The 15,879-nt window shown below is 74.0% G+C and carries 17 protein-coding genes; 4 read left to right on the top strand and 13 right to left on the bottom strand.

What is annotated here, in order from left to right; genetic code table 11:
* Positions 1–81: 81 nt before the first annotated feature.
* Positions 82–1,146, bottom strand: a complete 1,065-nt coding sequence (locus ACI792_RS18995) for a BMP family lipoprotein (RefSeq protein WP_456579585.1) — start codon at positions 1,144–1,146, stop codon at positions 82–84.
* 249 nt (positions 1,147–1,395) lie between these two features.
* On the opposite strand from ACI792_RS18995, the gene ACI792_RS18990 reads away from it, so the two are divergent.
* Entirely contained in the window at positions 1,396–2,688 is a 1,293-nt protein-coding gene (locus ACI792_RS18990) for a D-alanyl-D-alanine carboxypeptidase family protein (protein ID WP_456603969.1), read from the top strand.
* On the opposite strand, the gene ACI792_RS18985 is transcribed toward ACI792_RS18990, so the two are convergent.
* From ACI792_RS18985 to hisC, 4 genes are all read right to left on the bottom strand, one after another.
* Positions 2,591–3,586: a YihY/virulence factor BrkB family protein gene (locus ACI792_RS18985; protein WP_456603968.1), complete on the bottom strand. Its 996-nt coding sequence runs from the start codon at positions 3,584–3,586 to the stop codon at positions 2,591–2,593. The genes ACI792_RS18990 and ACI792_RS18985 overlap by 98 nt on opposite strands.
* Positions 3,587–3,641: 55 nt before the next feature.
* Entirely contained in the window at positions 3,642–4,208 is a 567-nt protein-coding gene (locus ACI792_RS18980; RefSeq protein WP_456603967.1) for a 2'-5' RNA ligase family protein, read from the bottom strand.
* Complete coding sequence (trpS, locus tag ACI792_RS18975; protein WP_456579589.1) at positions 4,205–5,230, bottom strand: tryptophan--tRNA ligase; 1,026 nt, start codon at positions 5,228–5,230, stop codon at positions 4,205–4,207. The genes ACI792_RS18980 and trpS overlap by 4 nt, the downstream gene beginning before the upstream one ends.
* Positions 5,231–5,313: 83 nt before the next feature.
* Complete coding sequence (gene hisC / locus ACI792_RS18970) at positions 5,314–6,423, bottom strand: histidinol-phosphate transaminase (protein ID WP_456603966.1); 1,110 nt, start codon at positions 6,421–6,423, stop codon at positions 5,314–5,316.
* Positions 6,424–6,468: 45 nt separating this feature from the next.
* On the opposite strand from hisC, the gene galE reads away from it, so the two are divergent.
* Positions 6,469–7,428: a UDP-glucose 4-epimerase GalE gene (gene galE / locus ACI792_RS18965; protein WP_456603965.1), complete on the top strand. Its 960-nt coding sequence runs from the start codon at positions 6,469–6,471 to the stop codon at positions 7,426–7,428.
* A gap of 7 nt (positions 7,429–7,435) precedes the next feature.
* Here the strand turns inward: galE and ACI792_RS18960 are convergent, their stop codons facing one another.
* Together ACI792_RS18960 and ACI792_RS18955 are read right to left on the bottom strand one after the other, a co-directional pair.
* Positions 7,436–8,767, bottom strand: coding sequence for a hemolysin family protein (locus ACI792_RS18960; RefSeq protein ID WP_456579592.1), 1,332 nt, complete (start codon positions 8,765–8,767; stop codon positions 7,436–7,438).
* 232 nt (positions 8,768–8,999) lie between these two features.
* The gene (locus ACI792_RS18955) at positions 9,000–9,209 is read right to left on the bottom strand and encodes a hypothetical protein (protein WP_456603964.1); all 210 of its coding nucleotides are present in this window, start codon (positions 9,207–9,209) and stop codon (positions 9,000–9,002) included.
* Positions 9,210–9,537: 328 nt separating this feature from the next.
* On the opposite strand from ACI792_RS18955, the gene ACI792_RS18950 reads away from it, so the two are divergent.
* Entirely contained in the window at positions 9,538–9,900 is a 363-nt protein-coding gene (locus ACI792_RS18950) for a CAP domain-containing protein (RefSeq protein WP_456603963.1), read from the top strand.
* 55 nt (positions 9,901–9,955) lie between these two features.
* Here ACI792_RS18950 and ACI792_RS18945 read toward each other — a convergent pair whose 3' ends face one another.
* From ACI792_RS18945 to ACI792_RS18925, 5 genes are all read right to left on the bottom strand, one after another.
* On the bottom strand, positions 9,956–10,855 hold the full coding sequence (locus ACI792_RS18945; RefSeq protein WP_456603962.1) for an endonuclease domain-containing protein: 900 nt from the start codon (positions 10,853–10,855) through the stop codon (positions 9,956–9,958).
* A gap of 232 nt (positions 10,856–11,087) precedes the next feature.
* Positions 11,088–12,302, bottom strand: coding sequence for an NADP-dependent isocitrate dehydrogenase (locus tag ACI792_RS18940; protein WP_456579595.1), 1,215 nt, complete (start codon positions 12,300–12,302; stop codon positions 11,088–11,090).
* Positions 12,303–12,387: 85 nt separating this feature from the next.
* Positions 12,388–13,341 (bottom strand): malate dehydrogenase, encoded by a 954-nt coding sequence (mdh, locus tag ACI792_RS18935; protein WP_456603961.1) that lies wholly within the window; start codon positions 13,339–13,341, stop codon positions 12,388–12,390.
* A 48-nt stretch (positions 13,342–13,389) separates the two neighbouring features.
* Positions 13,390–13,689, bottom strand: a complete 300-nt coding sequence (locus ACI792_RS18930) for a DUF3017 domain-containing protein (RefSeq protein WP_456603960.1) — start codon at positions 13,687–13,689, stop codon at positions 13,390–13,392.
* 2 nt (positions 13,690–13,691) lie between these two features.
* Positions 13,692–14,561: a bifunctional methylenetetrahydrofolate dehydrogenase/methenyltetrahydrofolate cyclohydrolase gene (locus ACI792_RS18925; RefSeq protein ID WP_456603959.1), complete on the bottom strand. Its 870-nt coding sequence runs from the start codon at positions 14,559–14,561 to the stop codon at positions 13,692–13,694.
* A 96-nt stretch (positions 14,562–14,657) separates the two neighbouring features.
* Here ACI792_RS18925 and ACI792_RS18920 point away from each other — a divergent pair, with 96 nt between their 5' ends.
* Positions 14,658–15,179: a hypothetical protein gene (locus ACI792_RS18920; RefSeq protein WP_456603958.1), complete on the top strand. Its 522-nt coding sequence runs from the start codon at positions 14,658–14,660 to the stop codon at positions 15,177–15,179.
* A gap of 3 nt (positions 15,180–15,182) precedes the next feature.
* Here the strand turns inward: ACI792_RS18920 and ACI792_RS18915 are convergent, their stop codons facing one another.
* The gene (locus ACI792_RS18915) at positions 15,183–15,794 is read right to left on the bottom strand and encodes a pentapeptide repeat-containing protein (RefSeq protein ID WP_456603957.1); all 612 of its coding nucleotides are present in this window, start codon (positions 15,792–15,794) and stop codon (positions 15,183–15,185) included.
* Positions 15,795–15,879: the final 85 nt, after the last annotated feature.

Here is a 15,879-nt window from a genome sequence, read left to right as displayed (position 1 = left end):
GCGCGGGCCCCCCCCGGCCCCCCCCGGGGGGTTGTGGGCGGGGGGGGGCCGCGGGCAGCGCGCGGCCCGCCCCACCCTGGCTCACGGGGTCGTCGGGACCGTGATCTCGCCCGAGATGATCTGCTGGCGGTAGTCCTCGATCTGCTGCTGGATGTCGTCGATCTGCCCACCCGAGGTGGCCAGGCCGACGCCGTCGCTCTCCAGGTCGTTGAGGATGTCGATGCCGCCCTGGACGTTGCCCTCGGAGTAGTCGGTGATGAACGACTCCACCGCGTTGTCCACCCGCTTGAGCATCGAGGTCATGATGACCGCCTGCAGCGCCGGGTCGTCGACGGTCTGGTACTGGTCGGAGTCGACACCGATCGCCCGGTTGCCGGTGTCGGCGGCCGCCTGGAAGACGCCGCTGCCCGAGCCGCCCGCCGCGTGGAAGACGATGTCCGCGCCGGCGTCGTACATGCTGCGGGCCAGGATCTGGCCGCGGGCCGGGTCACCGAAGCCGGAGAAGTCACCGGCGGGGGAGATGTACTCGACGTCGACCTGGATGTCCGGGTTGACGGCCTTGGCGCCGGCCGTGAAGCCGGCCTCGAACTTCTGGATCAGCGGCATCTCGACGCCGCCGACGAAGCCGACGTGGTCGGTCTCGCTCTTCAGCGCGGCGGCGACGCCGGCGAGGAAGGAGCCCTGCTCCTCGGCGAACAGCAGGCCGGTCGCGTTCTCCAGGCCCATGTCGGCCACGGAGGAGTCGACGACGGCGAACGTGGTGTCGGGGAACTCCTCGGCGACCTCGGCGATCGTCTCGGCGTAGGCGAAGCCGACGCCGATGACCGGGTCGTAGCCGGCCTCCGCCAGGTTGGCCAGCCCCTCGACGCGGTCGGAGCCGTCGTCGTTCGGGCTGAACTCCTGGACCTCGCCGTCCAGGGCCGTGATCGCCGCCTCGACACCGGCGTACGCCGAGTCGTTGAACGACTGGTCACCACGGCCGCCGACGTCGTAGGCCAGGCCGACCTGCGGTCCACCTTCCGCGGCGGCACCACCGCCGGTGTCACCACCGCCCGCCGCGGGCTCCTCGTCGCTCGCGCAGGCCGCCAGGGCCAGGCTGCCGGCCAGCAGCAGCGCCGCGGCCTTCGTCATCCGCGCTCGGCGCAAGACGGTCTCCTTTTCTGGGGGAAGCTCCCGCCGCATGGCGGGCTCTCCCGGGTGTGGGTTGCTCGCGCCCCGGAGCCGCCCCGAGGGGTGGCCCGCAGGGGGCACGACCCCGGACGCTAACCGCGGTGACGGGGCCCGCTACCACCTCTCGCCCGGACTGAGACCCGATCGTTGCGAACACTCCTCCGTTCGGGGCCGCGCCTCCCCTGGGGCCCGTGTCCCACCTCACGTCCGCCTAGCCTCCTCGTCGTGGGAGGACGACGGGCGACCTGGCTGGCGGCCGCCGCCGCTGTCCTCGCGATCGCGGCCGGGCCGGCGCCCGCCGTGGCGGGTCCCCTCCCGACCTCGACACCGACGGCGGCGCCGCGCCCCACGGTCGACCCGGCTGCGCCCACGCCGACCGCGCCGCGCACCGCCCTGCCACCCCGGGGCACCGCGCCCGACGGCAGCACGGTGGGCGGCGAGCGGCTGCGGACACGGGGCGTGGTCGTCGCCGACGGCGCTCCCCCGCTCCCCGACGGCCTCGCCGCGTCCGGGTGGCTGGTCGCCGACGCCGGCTCGGGCGCCGTCCTGGCCGCCCGCGACCCGCACGGGCGCTACTACCCGGCGAGCACGCTCAAGACCCTGACCTTCCTGACGCTCGCGCACCGGCTCGACCCGGGCCAGGTGGTGGTCGGCACGGAAGAGGACGAGCGCGTGGAGGGCAGCCGCGTGGGGCTGGTCGCCGGCGGGCAGTACCCCGTCCCGCTGCTGTTCCGGGCACTGGTGCTGCAGTCGGGCAACGACGCCGCGACGGCCCTGGCGCGGGCCTTCGGCGGTGAGGCGGCCACGCTCGCCGAGATGAACCGCACGGCGGCCGCGCTGGGGGCCTACGACACGGTCGCCGGCTCCCCCTCCGGCCTCGACGTCGCCGGGCAGTCCTCCTCCGCGTACGACCTGGCGCTGATCTTCCGCGCGCTCGTGGAGGACCCGGTCACCGCCGAGGTGCTGCGCGTCCCGACGGCCGACATGCCGGCGGTGGAGGGCCGGTTCCCCGGCTACCAGATCCAGAACCAGAACCCGCTGCGGACGACGTATCCCGGCAACCTGGGTGGCAAGACCGGCTTCACCGACGCCGCCCGCCACACCTTCGTCACCGCCGCGGAGCGCGACGGCCGCCGGCTGGTGGTCAGCGTCCTGGACACGGAGAACCGGCCGCTGACCGCGGCCGACCAGGCGGCCCGCCTGCTCGACTGGGGGTTCGCCGTCCCGGCCGCCGTCCCCGGGGTCGGGCGGCTGGTCCGACCGGGTGATCTGGTCGCCGCGACCCCGCGGCCGACCCCGCCGCCGACCAGCACCGCGCCCTCCCCGTCGCTGCGGCGCACGGCGCTCGCCGCCTCCGAGGCGCAGCCGGCTCCCGCTCCGTGGGCCCTCGCCGTCCTCGCCGGGGTGGGGCTGGGCGCGGTCACTGCGATCGTGCGTCGACGTCGCCGGCCGTCTCCCGCTCCGGTGGCCGGCCGGCCGCCTCCACCGCCGGCAGGGTGGCGGTCCAGGCAGCGGTGAAGAAGGCGAACCGGAAGACGATGTTGATCCAGACGAGGATGCCGACCGCGCCACCGAAGGCCGAGGCGGTCACGCTGCCGGAGATCAGCGAGAGGTAGAGGTTCCCGATCAGCTTCATCACCTCGAAGCCGGCCGCGCCGAACAGCGCCCCGGGCAGCAGGCGGCGCACGGGGTGCGGGGTGGAGGGGACCACCTTGAGCAGCCACAGGAAGACGACGACGTCGCCCAGGAACGCCAGCGCCAGGCTCGCCACCGTGGCGAGCAGCGCGAGGCCTGGCGCGCCCTCGAGCCCGAGCACCCCGAGGAGCCACGACGTCGCCCCCGTCGCGACACCTGTCAGCGCGAGGCTCAACAGGCCGACCGCCCCGAGCAGCAGCAGGGCCAGGAGGTCCTGCACGTTGTCCCGGAGGAACTCCGGCTCCTCGGCGCGCCCCTTCCAGATGCGCTCCATGCCGATGCGCAGCTTGTCCATCGCCCGGAGGCCGGCGTAGACGAAGCCGACCAGCCCGATCACGCCGACCACCTCGGCGGAGCCGACCGCCCCGCGCAGGTCGGCCACGAGGTCCTCTCCGGTCCTCCCCGGGAAGGTGGTGCGGATGGCCTCGTAGAGCTCGCGCTGGAGCAGCTCGTCCCCGGCCAGCACGAGACCGATGCCCGAGGCGACCAGGAGCAGGACGGGGAACAGCCCCAGGAAGACGAAGTAGGTGACGCCCGCCGCCATGAGGTCGCCCTGCGTCCGCCGGTAGCGCCCGCCGGCCCGGGCCACGTGGTCCAGCCGGGGCGACCGCCGGCGGGCGGCGTCGACCGTCCTCTCGACGCGGTCCCACGCGCGCGACGGCCACCCCTTCCGGACGGCTGCCTCCTGGTCGGGGGCCTCGCGGGTGGGGGTGGAGCTCACCGCCCGAGTCTGGGGCCTGCCCCGTCCCCTCGCAGGGTCCTGACGCGGTGCCGGCTCAGTGCGCGGGGCCGGTGAGGGGGTACTCGCGGGCGACGACCCAGCTGCCGGCCGCCGACTGCTCGAACTCGGTGAAGTGCTCCACCCGGAACTCGGCCGAGAGGTCCTGCAGCCCGCAGTAGGCGAGCTCCAGCATGTCCGCCGGCACGTCGTGGGCCACGGTGACGTGCGGGTGGTACGGGAAGGAGAGCGAGCGGGCGAGCGGGCCCTGGCGGACGTCGTTGGCCAGCAGCTCGCAGTTGCCGATCCCCCGCGCAACGGTCACGAAGACCACGTCGGAGACCGGCGTGAAGGTGCCGGTGCCGGCCAGGTGCATGTCGAACGGCGGGTGCGCGGCGGCGACGGCCGCGAGGTGCTCGGTGATGGCGTCGCGGTCCGCGACCGGCACCTCCGTCGGCGGGAGCAGGGTCACGTGCGGCGGCACCAGCGCCGCCTGCCGGTCGCCGACCTTGGTGCGCCAGTCGACCAGCAGCGCCGACCAGGGCTCGGGGACGGGCACGATCACCCCGAGCACCGCCGTCTCCGGTCCGGTCGCCAGCCGGCCGACGAAGGTGTCGTCGTTCATGCCGCCGGCCCGGCCGGTGGGAGGAAGCCGACCCGCTCGTACACGGCGGCCAGCGTGCGGCCGGCCACCTCGCGGGCCCGCGCGGCGCCCGCGGCGAGCAGGCGCTCCAGCTCGGCGCTGTCGGCCAGCAGCTCGGCCGTGCGCCGCTGCACGGGGGCGAGGGCGTCGGTGACGACCTCGGCGAGCTCCTTCTTCAGGTCGCCGTAGCCGCGGCCGGCGAAGTGCTCCTCGAGCTGGGCGATGCTCCGCCCCGAGAAGGCGGAGTGGATGGTGAGCAGGTTCGTGACGCCGGGCTTGCCCTCGGGGTCCGCGACGACCTCCCGCCCGGTGTCGGTGACCGCGGAGCGGATCTTCTTCGCGGTGACCTTCGGGTCGTCCAGCAGGTTGACGCAGCCCGCCGGCGGCAGGCTCTTGCTCATCTTCTTGTCCGGCGACTGCAGGTCGAGGATCTTGGCGGCGCCGGCGGGGATGTAGGCCTCGGGGAGCGTGAAGGTCTCGCCGTACCGGCCGTTGAACCGGCCGGCCAGGTCGCGGGTGAGCTCCAGGTGCTGCCGCTGGTCCTCCCCCACCGGGACCCGGTGGGCCTGGTACAGCAGGATGTCGGCGGCCTGCAGCACCGGATAGGTGAACAGCCCCACCGACGTCGGGCCGGCCCCCTCGCGCGTGCTCTTGTCCTTGAACTGCGTCATGCGGCTGGCTTCCCCGAAGCCGGTGAGGCACTGCAGCACCCAGGCCAGCTGGGCGTGCTCGGGCACCTGGCTCTGCACGAACAGGGTGCTGCGGGCCGGGTCGACGCCGAGGGCGATCAGCTGCGCCGCCGACACCAGGGTGCGCTGCCGCAGCACGGCCGGGTCCGGCTGCTCGAGGGTGATCGCGTGCAGGTCGACGACGCAGTAGAAGGCGTCGTGGTCCTCCTGCATGCTGACCCACTGCCGGAGGGCGCCGACGTAGTTCCCGAGGTGGAAGGAGTCCGCCGTCGGCTGGATGCCGGAGAGGACGCGGGGAAGAGCCACGTCGGCCATCAAACCAGCCGGGGCCGCCGTCCGTTCCGGGCTCCCCCGTTCCGCCCGGGCGCCGGCCGTCGGTACGGCCCGGTCAGCGCTGGTCAGCGGAGCGCGTCGGGCAGCGCGTCGTCGAGCGCGGCCAGGAAGACGTCGTCCTCCTCGGGCGTGCCCACCGTGACCCGGATGCCCTCGCCCGCGAACGGGCGCGTGATGACCGCACGGGACTCCAGCGCGGCCGCGAGCTCCGCCGTCCGCTCGCCGGTCGGCAGCCAGACGAAGTTGGCCTGGCTGTCGGAGACCTCCAGGCCCCGGTCCCGCAGGGCGGCGGTCAGCCGCTCGCGCTCGGCGACGACGGCGGCGCACCGGGCCCGCACCTCGTCCTCGCTGGCCAGCGCCGCGACCGCCGCCGCCTGGGCGACCATGCCGACGCTGAACGGCAGGTGGGTCTTGCGGACGGCCTCGGCGACCGCGGGGTCCTCGGCGAGCAGGTAGCCGACGCGCAGCCCGGCCAGCCCCCAGGCCTTGGAGAAGGTGCGCAGCACGGCGACGTTGGGCCGGCCGCGCATCAGCTCCACGCCGTCGGGCACCCGCGGGTCGGTGACGAACTCGCGGTAGGCCTCGTCGAGGACGACCAGCGTCTCCGCCGGCACCGCGTCGAGGAAGCGCTCCAGTTCCGCGCGGTGCACCGCGGTGCCCGTGGGATTGTTCGGGTTGCAGACGAACACCAGCCGGGTGCTGTCATCCAGCGCCGCGGCGAGCGCCTCGAGGTCGTGGGTGTCGGGCGACCCACCGGGCCGGCCCGGCACCAGCGGCACCTGGACCGCGCGGGCGCCGGCGACGCGGGCCAGCAGCGGGTACATCTCGAAGGAGCGCCAGGCGAAGGCCATGCTCGTGCCCGGGTCGTTGTAGGCCTGGGCGAGCTCCTGGCAGATGGCAACGGCCCCGCAACCGGTGGCGACCTGGGCGGGGTCGACGCCGTAGCGCTCGGCCAACGCCCCGGTGAGGACGACGGCGCCGTTGTCGGGGTACCGGTTGGTGCCGGCGACCGCGGTGTTCACCGCCTCGACGACGGCGGGCAGTGGCGGGAACGCCACCTCGTTGCTGGCGAGCTTCACGGCGCGCTCGACGCCGATCTCGCGGGCGAGGTCGGCCGGGTTGCGGCCGGGCCGGTACGCGGGGAGCGACTGCACCGCCGGTCGGGCACTGACCACGTGGACCTCCACCTCCCGGGGGCCCGCCCTTCTAGGGTGTGCCCCATGCGCGTACTCGTCGCCGGCGGCGCCGGCTACATCGGCAGCGTAGTGACCGCCGCCCTGCTCGCCGGGGGGCACGAGGTCACCGTGCTCGACGACCTCTCCACCGGGCACGCGGACGCGGTGCCCGAGGGCGCGGCGCTGGCGGAGGTGTCGCTGCACGACTCGGCGCCGGTGCTCGCCGAGGTCCGCCCCGAGGCGGTGCTGCACTTCGCGGCCAGGTCGCTGGTGGGCGTCTCCCAGCAGCAGCCCGAGGACTACTGGCACACCAACGTGGGCGGCTCCTTCGCGCTGCTGGAGGCGATGCGGGCCGCCGACTGCCGGCGGATCGTCTTCTCCTCCACCGCGGCCACCTACGGCGAGCCCGACCAGGTGCCGATCCGCGAGGACGCGCCGACCCGGCCGACCAACACGTACGGGGCCTCCAAGCTCGCCGTCGACCACATGCTCACCTCGTACGCGGTCGCCCACGGCTTCGCCGCGGTGAGCCTGCGGTACTTCAACGTCGCGGGCGCCGCCTACGGGCTCGGGGAGCGGCACGCCACGGAGACCCACCTCATCCCGATCGCGCTGCAGGTCGCGGCCGGGCAGCGGGAGTCCATGACCGTCTACGGCCAGGACTACCCGACCCCCGACGGCACCTGCATCCGCGACTACGTGCACGTCGAGGACCTCTCCGACGCGCACCTGCTCGCGCTGCCCGCGCCGGCGGCCGGGGAGCACCGGATCTACAACCTGGGCAACGGCACCGGCTTCTCGGTGCAGGAGGTCGTCGAGGCGGCACGCGAGGTGACCGGCCACCCCATCCCGGTGACGATCGGCGAGCGACGGGCCGGCGACCCGGCGCAGCTGGTGGCCTCCAGCGACCGGCTCCGCGCCGACCTGGGCTGGGCCCCGAAGCACACCGACCTGGTCGGCATCGTCCGGGACGCCTGGGACGTCGCCCAGGCCCGCCGGGGCTAGCTCTGGGCTAGCTCGCCTCGGTCGACTCCGAGGCGTCCTCGGGGACGGCGGGGGCCGGCGGTGGGCCGACGCGCAGGCGCGCGATCCGCCGGCCGTCGAGCTCGAGCACCTCGATGCTGCGGCCCTCGACCTCGACGGTGTCGCCCACCTCGGGCAGCCGGCCCAGCTCGGCGAGGACGAAACCGGCAGCCGTCTCGTACGGCCCCTCGGGCAGCCGCAGGTCGGTCGCGTCGGCGAAGTCGTCGAGGTTGAGCAGGCCGTCCACCTCGCGCGGCGCGTCGGGCGCCTGCCGGGCCTCGGGCGCGACCTCCTCGTCGTACTCGTCGTAGATCTCCCCGATGACCTCCTCGATGAGGTCCTCGAGGGTGACGATGCCGTCCGTGCCGCCGTACTCGTCGACGACGATCGCGAGGTGCTGGTTGTCCCGGCGCATCTCGCTGAGCACCGTGAGGACGGCGGCGGTGCCGGGCAACCGGGTGACCTGGCGGGCCAGGTCACCCACGGTCGCCGCCCGTCCCGCCGGGTGGTTGGGCAGGAACAGGTCGCGCACGTGCACGAACCCCACGACGTCGTCCTGGTCCTGGCCCGCGACGGGGAACCGCGACCAGTTCGACTCCGCGACCAGCTTGGCGGCGCGGCTGGCGGTCATCGAGGCCTCCAGGAACTGGACCTCGGTGCGCGGCGTCATCACCTCGCGCACCTCGCGCTCGCCGGCGCGGAAGACCTCGTCGATGAGCCGGCGCTCGTCGCTGCTCAGCGACTCGTGCGCGGCGACCAGGTCGCGCAGCTCCTCCTGGCTGATCGACTCACCGCTGGCCTTGGGGTCACCTCCGACCAGCCGGACGAGTCCGTTGGTGGACTTGGAGAGCAGCCAGATGATCGGCCGCGACAGCTTGGCGATGGCGTTCAGCGGGGCGGCGACCATCAGCGAGAAGCCCTCGGCCCGCTGCAGGGCCAGCCGCTTCGGGGTCAGCTCGCCGACGACGAGGGACACGTAGCTGATCGCGACGGTGACCAGGACCAGCGCCAGCGTGCCGGCCAGCCCTTCGCCCACGCCCTGCGTCTGCAGCCAGTCGGCCAAGGGCGCCGACAGGGTGCTCGCACCGAACGCGGCGGAGAAGAACCCGGCGAGGGTGACGCCGACCTGCACGGCGGCGAGGAACTGGTTGGGGTCCCCGAGGAGCTTCTGCACCGCCTGACCGCGGCGGCCACCCTGCTCGGCCATGGCCCGCACCTGCGACTCCCGCAGCGAGACCAGCGCGATCTCCGCACCGGCGAACGCGCCGCCGATCATGATGAAGACGACGACCATGACGATGTTGAGCCATACGTCGCTCACCGGCGGCGTGCTCCTCAGGGGTTCGGGGTGGGCGGACCGTTCCATGGTGCCGGGTCCATGCTGCCCGCCGGTGGCCCGCGCACGCTCGGGGGCCCCTGCCGGGTGGCGTGAGGGTGGACACGCCGACGGCCTTCCCCGGGGCTCCGAACACGATAGTCTCGTTCCGATAACGGACCGTGCTCATCTTGAGGACCCGCATGCACCACCGGCCGTCCGGTCCCCCGCTCCCCGCTCACCGCTCCTCCGCCGCCGCCGGCAGCGCGCGACGCCGCCGTCTGCCACGGGTGGGGCTCGGCCTGGCGCTGACCTCCGTGGTCACCGCCGTTCTCCTCACCGCCCCGGTGGTCTCGGGCCCGGAGGTGAGCCCGCGCGCGATCGACGCGTCGTCCTCGGCCGGGTCGGCTCCCGGCTCGTCGACGTCGGTGTTCCCGGGCGCGCCCACGCAGCCCGAGGTCCCGGGCGACGCCGGTGGCGACCAGCCTGCGGGCGCCGTCCCCGGGCCGGCACCCGAGCCCTCCGGCTCCGCGGGGACCCCGACCGCGCCGGCCGCCCCTGCCCCGGCCGCCACGAGGGCCCCGGCTCCACCGCCGGCTCCTGCTCCGGCCCTCGCTCCGGCCCCCGCACCGGCTCCGGCCCCCGCACCGGCTCCGGCCCCGGCTCCGACCCCGGCCCCTGCTCCCGCTCCCGCCGTGACGCGCGCCGCACCCGCACCACCTCCTCCGGTGGCCCCGCCGCCCCCCGCTCCCGCGGTCGCGCCGGCGGCTCCGGGGGTGGAGGGCGAGGTCCTGGCCCTGGTGAACGCCGAGCGCGCGAAGGCCGGGTGCGGCCCGGTGGGCGGCGACGCCGGGCTCGCCTCGGTCGCCCGGGCGCACAGCGCCGACATGCGTGACCGCGGCTTCTTCGACCACGTGAACCCCGACGGAGTCGGCCCGTTCGACCGCGCCGACCGCGCGGGCGTCTCCGCCCGGGCCGAGAACATCGCCCGCGGCCAGTCCGGGCCGGCCGCCGTCATGACCTCGTGGATGAACAGCCCCGGGCACCGGGCCAACATCCTGAACTGCGGGCTGACCCGGCTCGGCGTCGGTGTGGCGACCGGCAGCGGCGGCCCCTGGTGGACCCAGCTGTTCGGCTGACCCCGCCCGCACCCGAGCCCAGCGAGATCCGCCATGTCGGGCTCGCCGGCGCCGATCAGACCCCGATCCGGCGTCTCTCGGCTGACACCACCAGGGTGCGTAGCTGTGCGAGCAACCTTTCGGGACTCCGCAGGTCCGCCGCGGTCACGTGCAGGACCGTCCACCCCGCAGCCACCAGGCGGTTGAGCCTGCGGCGGTCGCGGCGGAACTGGTCCGGCGCGCCGTGCCAGGCGCCGTCGTACTCCAGCGCGATGCGGAGGTCCGGGAGAGCCAGATCGACCCGTGCGACGAAGCCTTGGGCATCCCGGACGACGTGCTGCGGCACCGTCGGCAGCCCGGCCAGCGCGAGCACGACGCGCAGCCGGGACTCCTGGGGCGACTCCGCCCGCGGGTCCACGAGCGAGACCGCCCGGCGGCACCGACTGGCGCCCCGCACTCCTCGCAGCCCCGAAGCCGCCTCCGACAGCGGCACCAGCCCCACGACCCGGGCCGCGACCAGCGCATCGAGCGCCGGGACCGCGTCGAGCAGCGGCTCGAACCGGGCGAGGTCCACGCCCGTCCGCACGCCGGTCGTGAACCGGAAGGGTCCCCTCTGCACCACGTCGAAGTCTTCGACCGCGGTCCGCCGGACGGCCAGACCCGCCGCCGCACCGCAACGCGACGACGGCGGCACGATGAATTCGACGGGGCTCTGCGCATCGACGAGCCCGGTGACGCCGTGCAGGTAGGCGGCCGTGCGGCCCCAGAACACCGCGCGGTCCGGCGCGAGCAGCCGGGCACCGCGCACGCGGAGGCCGAACGACTCCGGCAGCCGCGCGTCGGCGTAGATCCCGTGGAACAGCCGCCGCCACGCTGAGCTGCGCAACTCTTCCGCCGTCAGCACGCCGTCGGCGACGACGTCACGGCCGCGGAAGACGGCACCGTGCAGGACCTCGGGACGGCGAGCGCTGGGCACGACGGGAGCCTGCCGGGGACGGCGGCGCTCGGCGGGCGCCGTCCACAGGCCCGGCGAGACGCGCCAGACCGGGCCTCCGGGGGGTCCGTGAGGACCGATGCGGCGCATCTGGGCAGCGGGCAGGCCCCGGATGCGCGGCGGCCCCCGCACCCGCAGGGGGTGCGGGGGCCGCCCGGCCCCGTCCAGAGGCTCACCCCGAGCCTGCGAGGGGTGAGGAGGACGGGGTCCTTCTTCAGGCCATGGCCTTCTTGAGGTTGGTGTCGATGGCCGCCAGGAAGTCCTGGGTGGTGAGCCACGGCTGGTCCTTGCTGATCAGCAGCGCCAGGTCCTTGGTCATCTGACCGCCTTCGACGGTGTCGATGCAGACCTTCTCCAGCGTCTCCGCGAAGCGGGTCACCTCGGGGGTGCCGTCCAGCTTGCCGCGGTGGGCCAGGCCCCGCGTCCAGGCGAAGATCGACGCGATCGGGTTGGTCGACGTCTCCTTGCCCTGCTGGTGCTGGCGGAAGTGCCGGGTCACCGTCCCGTGCGCGGCCTCGGCCTCGACGGTGCGGCCGTCGGGGCTCATCAGCACCGAGGTCATGAGGCCCAGCGAGCCGAAGCCCTGCGCCACGGTGTCGGACTGGACGTCACCGTCGTAGTTCTTGCAGGCCCAGACGTAGCCGCCCTCCCACTTGAGGGAGGCGGCGACCATGTCGTCGATCAGCCGGTGCTCGTAGGTGATGCCGGCGGCGTCGAACTTCTCCTTGAACTCGGCCTGGAAGACCTCTTCGAACAGGTCCTTGAACCGGCCGTCGTAGGCCTTGAGGATCGTGTTCTTGGTGGAGAGGTAGACCGGGTACTCGCGCTGGAGCCCGTAGTTCATCGAGGCGCGCGCGAAGTCGCGGATCGAGTCGTCGAGGTTGTACATCGCCATCGCGACACCGCCGCCGGGCGACTGGAAGACCTCGTGCTCGATCGGCTCCGAGCCGTCCTTCGGCGTGAAGGTGATCGTCAGCGTCCCCTCGCCGGGGAACTTGAAGTCGGTCGCGCGGTACTGGTCACCGAAGGCGTGACGGCCGACGACGATCGGCTTGGTCCAGCCCGGCACCAGCCGCGGCACGTTCTCCATGATGATCGGCTCGCGGAAGATGACGCCCCCGAGGATGTTGCGGATCGTCCCGTTGGGCGAGCGGTACATCCGCTTGAGGCCGAACTCCTCGACGCGCGCCTCGTCGGGCGTGATCGTCGCGCACTTGACGCCGACGCCGTGCTTCTTGATGGCGTTCGCGGAGTCGACGGTGATCTGGTCGTCGGTCGCGTCCCGCGATTCGATGCCCAGGTCGTAGTACTCCAGGTTGACGTCGAGGTAGGGGAGGATCAGCTGGTCCTTGATGAACTGCCAGATGATCCGGGTCATCTCGTCGCCGTCGAGCTCGACGACGGTGCCCTCGACCTTGATCTTGCTCACGCATTCTCCTTGTGAGGTCACGGCCCCGTCCCGAGGCTCGCCCCGAGCTTGCGAGGGGTGAGGAGGACGGGGTCCTTCTACTTCTTCAGAGGTCGGCTACGTCGGCCTGCTTCGCGCGCACTGCTTCGGCCGCCTCGCGCAGACCCGCCACTTCGCTCTCCGCCAGGTCGCTCTCGACGACCCGGCGGACGCCTTCCCGGCCGATCTCGGCCTCCACCCCGAGGTAGACCCCCGAGATGCCGTACTCGCCGTCGACCCAGGCGCACACCGGCATGACGGCGCCGGAGTCCTCCATGACCGCGCGGGCCATGCGGGCGGCAGCGGCGGACGGAGCGTAGTAGGCCGACCCGGTCTTGAGCAGGGCCACGACCTCCGCACCACCGTTGCGGGTGCGCTGGACGAGGTGCTCGATGCGGTCGGGCGCCATCACCTCGGACAGCGGCTTGCCGTCGACCGTGCAGCGCGACGGCACCGGGACCATGGTGTCGCCGTGCGAGCCCAGCGTCAGGGTGCGCACCGAGGAGACGGGGACGCCCAGCTCCTCGGCGACGTTGTTGGTGAAGCGCGCCGTGTCGAGCATCCCGGCCTGGCCCATGACCCGCTGCTTCGGGAAGCCGGTGGCCAGCTGCGCCAGGGCGGTCATCTCGTCGAGCGGGTTGGAGACGACGATGACGACGGCGTCGGGCGAGGTGCGCGCGATGTTCTCCGCGACCTGCCGGACGATGCCCGCGTTCGTCTCGATCAGATCCATGCGGCTCATGCCGGGCTTGCGCGGGAGGCCCGCGGTGATGACGACGACGTCGGAGCCCTCGGTGCCCTCGTAGGAGCCGCCTCCGACGCCGATGACCTCGGTCTCGAATCCCTCGATCGGCCGGGACTGGTTCATGTCCAGCGCCAGGCCCTCGGGCTTGCCCTCCACGATGTCGGTGAGGACGACGGTCTCGAAGACGTCGTACTCAGCGAGCCGGAGCGCGGTGGTGGAGCCGTAGAAACCGGCACCGACGACGGTGACCTTGCCGTTCCTGGGCTGCTTCGCCATGGCCGTCAACCTAGCGGTGCTCGGCGCCTCGTGCCGCCCCGGGGACCCTCACGTCCCGGGGATGGCCAGCGCGACGGCGGTGAGCGTGATCCCGGCACCGGCGAGCAGCACGACGTCGACCGCCCGGCTGCGCACCGCGAGGAAGCCGACCCGGCGTACCGGGAGGAGGAGCCGCAGCAGTGCTGCGCCGACCATCGCCAGCCCGATGACGACCAGCCCCCGGCGCCAGTGCTCGAAGGTGACCAGCAGCAGCCCGGACCCGACCACGACCAGCACCGCCAGCAGCGGCAGCTGCCGCACCAGCCCCGCGAGGAAGGGGCGGCGGACGTAGAGCGGCGGGCGGGTCACGGTCAGGCCGAGAGGGCCTCGAGCGCGGCGGCCCGCTCGGCGGCGAGCACGACGTTCTGCAGCAGCATCGCCCGCGTCATCGGCCCCACCCCGCCCGGGTTCGGTGCCACGTGGCCGGCCACCTCGACGACGTCCTTCGCGACGTCGCCGGCGATCTTCCCGTCCACCCGGCTCACGCCGACGTCGAGGACGGCGGCCCCGGGCTCGACCATCCCGGCGGTGATCAGGCCGGGCACACCGGCTGCGGCCACCACGACGTCCGCCGAGCGCACGTGCGCGGCGAGGTCCCGGGTCCCGGTGTGGCAGAGGGTGACCGTCGCGTTCTCGGTGCGCCGGGTGAGCAGGAGGCCCAGTGGCCGGCCCACGGTGATGCCGCGGCCGATGACGACCACCTCCGCGCCGGCGATCGGCACGTCGTAGCGGCGCAGCAGCTCCACGATGCCGACCGGTGTGCACGGCAGCGGCCCGGGGACGTTCAGGACCAGCCGGCCGAGGTTGACCGGGTGCAGGCCGTCGGCGTCCTTGGCCGGGTCCATGGCCTCCAGCACCCGGCTCTCCTCGATGCCCGCCGGCAGCGGCAGCTGCACGATGTAGCCGGTGCAGCCGGGGTCGGCGTTCAGCTCGGCGACGACGGCCAGCACGTCGGCCTCGGTGGCCGTGGCCGGCAGCTCGCGCTGGATGCTCGCGATGCCGACCTCGGCGCAGTCGGAGTGCTTGGCGTTGACGTACCACCGGCTGCCGGGGTCGTCACCCACCAGCAGGGTGCCGAGACCGGGCCGGTGACCGGCCGCGGAGAGAGCGGCCACCCGCTCGGTCAGCTCGGCGCGGATCGCCGCCGCGGTGGCCTTGCCGTCCAGGATCGTCGCGGGCACGCGCACAGTCTGCCGGAACGGCTCCCGCCGGCGTCGGTGCGGCCCTAGGGTCGAGCGCAACGGGGCGCCCGGCCCCGCCGACCCCGGAGGTGCGCGATGACCGAACGCGACCACGGCGCGACCGCGTCCTACGGCACCGGACCGGCGGCGACCGACCCCGCCTACTCCGACCGCCCGGTGGCCTTCCGCGGGCCGGAGAGCCTGGGCGGGCTGCTGCTCATCCTCGCCGGGATCGTCGCCGCCGTCAGCCTCCCCCTGGACTGGCTGCGGGACCGCGACGACAGCGGGTGGTCGCTGGTGCGCGATGCCTTCGACGACCTCGGGCGAGTGTTCGACGACGGCGGCTGGCAGCCCCTGGCCATCGTGCTCGGTGGTGGACTCCTGCTGCTCCTCGGCGTGGCGCTGTGGCTGCCCGCCCGCAGCCACCGGTTCGTGGGGCTCCTGGCGCTGGTGGTCAGCGGGATCGTGACGGCCGCGGTGCTGGTGCCGCTCGCCGACGCCGGCTGGGACCTCGGCTTCTTCGGCCCCGGTTTCTGGTGCGCGATCGCCGTCGCCGTCCTCGGGCTGCTCGGCTCGCTCAAGGCCGCGCTCACCGGTCCCCGGTACGTGACGAGGTAGCCCTCAGGCCTCCACGCGCGCGCCGTGGGCGCGGGCGAACTGCACCGCCTGGACGGCGTCGAGCCGCACGTCGGTCAGCTCGAAGGAGCGCCAGTTCAGCTCGTCGGTGGAGGCGCCGCGCAGGTCGGCCCCGCGCAGCTTCGCGTTCTGCAGCCGCGCCCGGTCCAGGTCGGCGGAGCTGAGGTCGGTGCCGCGCAGGTCGGCGTCGGTGAGGTCGGCCTCCCGGAACCGCTGCCCCGACAGCTGCAGCGCCGAAAGGTCGACCCCGCGCAGCGACGTCCACGACCAGTCGCAGTCGATCGCCGTCAGCGGCCGCAGCTGCGCGCCGGCGAAGTGCGAGCCGGTGAGCTTGCAGCCGTCCAGGGTGGTGTCGAACAACCGCGCCCGGTCGAAGCGGCAGGAGAGGAAGGCCGTGCCCAGGTGCCGCGAGCCGCCCATGCGCACACCGGTGAGCACGCAGTCCTCGAAGACGCAACGGCGGGTGACCAGCTCCTCCAGGCCGGCGTCGTCGAACCGGCACCGGCGGAAGGTGACGCCGTCGAGCTGCACCCCCCACCAGTCGACCCGCGCGAAGTCCTCCCCCTCGACGACGGCGCCGGCCTCCGGCGGCCGCACGTGCGGGCGGGACGAGAACGCCCGTGGCCCCGTGTGGGGACCCGCGCCGAGCCTGCGAGGTGTGGGGGGTTGAAGGACCCCGTCC

Source organism: Blastococcus sp. SYSU DS0669 (assembly GCF_054050895.1).
Note: the sequence above shows the minus strand (reverse complement) of the source record. Positions and strands in the feature narration are given on the sequence as shown.

Coding starts and splice junctions, on each gene's coding strand:
- ACI792_RS18980 (WP_456603967.1), bottom strand. CDS start 4,208: ATGAACGACGACACCTTCGTCGGCCGGCTGGCGACCGGACCGGAGACG.
- trpS (WP_456579589.1), bottom strand. CDS start 5,230: ATGGCCGACGTGGCTCTTCCCCGCGTCCTCTCCGGCATCCAGCCGACG.
- galE (WP_456603965.1), top strand. CDS start 6,469: ATGCGCGTACTCGTCGCCGGCGGCGCCGGCTACATCGGCAGCGTAGTG.
- mdh (WP_456603961.1), bottom strand. CDS start 13,341: ATGGCGAAGCAGCCCAGGAACGGCAAGGTCACCGTCGTCGGTGCCGGT.
- ACI792_RS18920 (WP_456603958.1), top strand. CDS start 14,658: ATGACCGAACGCGACCACGGCGCGACCGCGTCCTACGGCACCGGACCG.